2 protein-coding genes are annotated in these 3,391 nt (G+C 51.5%); both read right to left on the minus strand.

Features of this window, described 5'->3' with window-relative positions:
* Positions 1-790 (minus strand): TolC family protein (locus BQ8014_RS19400; protein ID WP_160150082.1); only part of this gene is annotated, 790 nt, incomplete at its 3' end.
* A partial coding sequence (locus tag BQ8014_RS11135; RefSeq protein WP_080904408.1) for an efflux RND transporter permease subunit occupies positions 787-3,391 on the minus strand: 2,605 nt, incomplete at its 5' end. The genes BQ8014_RS19400 and BQ8014_RS11135, both read right to left, overlap by 4 nt.

The following is a 3,391-nucleotide window of genomic DNA, read 5'->3' on the forward strand; positions in this document are numbered from 1 at the left end:
AACCTACCTCGAATCCAGGCAAACCTTGGGCTTTGCTGACGCCGACATAACGCTGCGCGGCCAGTTGCGCCTGCTCGAGTGCCTTCAGGGAAGTCGTCGCGGCAAGGGCTTCCGCTTTCAATTCTTCAAAAGAGAGCAGTTCGGGCGCCTGCCGGTAAGCCGTATCCGTAAAGGAGATCGCCTCCCCTCCGTTGAGGGCTGCCAACGCTTGCAGCTTAGCGGTGCGTTCCGCTTCAGTCAGGCGAGCTTCGGTCTTGATATTCAATAATTCCAATCTTATTTTATTGGTTTCCAGAATGTTTGCGTCTCCTTTCTCCAACCGCTGGGCATATAAGGCCGACAATTGCTCGGCATTTTCCCGGCGTTCTTCCAACAATTGCCGCTTCCGGTTCAATTGCACCAGATCCAGGCAGATCAGTTGGGCTTCCATGAGGATCTCCTGCCGTTTTTCCGTTTGCCGGTAGTCCAACTCTTCCGATTTGATCTTCGCCCATTGGTTCCGCTGAACATAGAGGGAAGGAAAATCGAAGGCTTGCGAGGCAATCAATTCCCCTTGGATGCCCAGCCCTTCCTTATTGCCATATTGATGGGTGTAAGAGACAGAGGGATCTTCGAGGTTGTTTCCGGCCTGGGCGTCCAGTTTTTGGGCAACCGTCCATTCCCGGTTCGCCTGCAACTCCCGGTTATTTCGCTCGATGCTCTTCAGCACTCCCGCCATGTCTTGTTGCGCTTGCAGGGGATTGCAGCATAAAACAAGCCCTGCCAGCAGGCATTTGCTTATCTGTTTCATTCTTGCTGATTTTTATTCATTAATAAATATACAATAGGGATAATAAACCCGTTCAGGAAAGTAGAAGTCAGCAGGCCGCCCAGAATGACGACCGCCATCGGGCTCTGGATCTCGTTGCCTGGCAAATCGCCTTTGACTGCCAAAGGGATCAGGGCCAAGGCCGAGCAAAGCGCTGTCATCAGGATTGGATTCAAACGATCCAGCGATCCTTGCAGAACGGCAGCTTGCAGTCCGAGCCCTTCGCTGCGGAGCTGTTGGTAATGACTGATCAGCAACATCCCGTTCCGGGTAGCGATTCCAAAGAGAGAGATAAAGCCGATGATTGCCGGAATACTCAGTTCACCGGAAGTCAGCCATAGGATCAGAACCCCTCCGATTAAAGCCAACGGCAGGTTCAGCAAGACAATCCCGCTTTCCCTGGCGTTCCTGAACTGGATAAGCAGCAGGAAGAAGATAACCAACAAAGCCATTGCCGAAGTAAGCAGCAAGGTGCGGCTCGCAGATTGCTCACTTTCGAACTGCCCGCCATATTCCAGATGGTAGCCTTCGGGAAGCGTGACGGAAGACGCGACCTTCTTCTGAATGTCATCGACAACTCCGCGCAGATCACGGCCGGAAACGTTGGAACTGATAACGATCTTTCGCTGTACATTCTCCCTGTTAATCGTATTCGGGCCGGTAGTCGAGCGGATATCCGCTACGTAACTGAGAGGAATCTTCTCACCGCCGGCATCGATCATCAGGTTACTTATCTGTTCCATCGTTCCCCGGCTATCATCCGACACCTTAAGCGTCAGGTCGAAATATTTGCCGTCTTCATAGACTTGGCCCACGCTTTCTCCGGAAAGCATTACTTGGATATATTCTTCAAATTCAGGCAGTGGAATACCGTATTTGGCCAATAGTTCGCGCCTGGGCGTGATGGTTAGTTGAGGGCGTTCGACCTGTTGCTCAACTTTCAGGTCGACTACTCCGTCGATTCCGGAGATGGCGTCCTTGATCTGGTTTCCAATCGTAAAGAGGCGGTTCAGGTCCGTACCGAAAAGCTTGATGGCAATATTCGCCTCCGTGCCCGACAGCATGGCATCCAGCCTATGGGAAATGGGCTGTCCGATCTCCACATTGGCGCCGCTAATGACGGATAGTTTCTCGCGGACATCGTCCATAACTTCTTCCCGACTCCGGCCTTTCAGTTCAAAAGGCGCTTCCATTTCAGATTCATTCACCCCGAGGGCATGTTCATCCAGTTCGGCACGTCCGGTTTTACGGGCAACAGTCTTTATTTCGGGTACCTGCAGCAATAAATTCTCAGCCAACCTCCCGATCCGGTCCGATTCCTCCAACGAGATTCCCGGAAGGGCGCTTACATTAATAGTAAAAGAACCTTCGTTGAATGGCGGCAGGAAGTTTCTTCCCAAAGTGAAAGACAAGCCGACAGCGATGGCAAACAAGGTAAACGTACTGCCCAGTACTATCTTTTTATGATTCAGCACCACCTGCAAAGCTCGGGCGTAGTATTGCTTTAAATAGCATACGACAATCGACTCTTTTTCAACCGTCTGTCCCCTCCCAAAACTCAACAGGTAGCTGCAGAGTACCGGCGTCAGAGTCAACGCCACGATGGTCGAAGCAAACAAGGAAATGATAAAGGCGATTCCCAGAGGCATTAACATACGCCCCTCCATTCCACTTAAAAAGAAAAGAGGAATAAAGCTGACCACAATAATCAAGGTAGAATTGAAGATCGGCATCCGCACTTCACAGGAGGCGTCATGCACGACCTGCAAGACCGGACGCTGTTCCTCTGCGGGCAATTTCCGGTTTTCCCGTATTTTCCGGTAGACATTCTCGACGTCCACAATCGCATCGTCGACCAACGAACCGATGGCGATCGCCATTCCTCCCAAACTCATCGTATTGATCGTCAGACCCATCCATTTCAAAACAAGTACGGAGACCAGCAAAGAGAGAGGCATGGCTACTAATGAGATAGCCGTCGTCCGCACATTCATCAGAAACAGCAGGAGAATCACGAGGACAAAGAAGCTACCCTCGATCAAACAATTTTTAATATTATTGATGGATGAATCGATGAATCGACTTTGGCGAAAGGCATCGGTCGATACCCTGACATCCGGAGGCAGGTTCTTCTGTAAGTCGGCGATAGTAACGTCCAGACGGTCGGTCAGATCGACTGTACTCGTTCCGGGTTGCTTGGTAACGGTCAACAAGACAGCAGGCTTGCCCTTTTCAGAAGCTAATCCGAGTTTCGGGCTTTTGGCACCTATGCGGATGGTCGCGATGTCGGAAAGCGTTACCGCCGCACCGTCTATCGTCTTGATCATCCCTTTTCCGATTTCCTCTGCTTTGGAAGTGGAAAGAATTCCCCGGATGATGAACTCGCTGCCGAATTCATAAAGTACGCCTCCATTAGCATTCCGGTTCATGTTCCGACAGACGGCCAGGACTTCGTCCAATCCGATGCCGTAATGCTTCATGCGTCCCTGGTCAAGCAAAATCTGGTATTCCTTGATGTCCCCCCCGATGACGGCTGCCTGCGCTACCCCGCCGGTGGAAAGCAGGCGGGGACGGATCGTCCAG

The organism is Parabacteroides sp. Marseille-P3160, assembly GCF_900162725.1.
Classification (GTDB): Bacteria; Bacteroidota; Bacteroidia; order Bacteroidales; family Tannerellaceae; genus Marseille-P3160.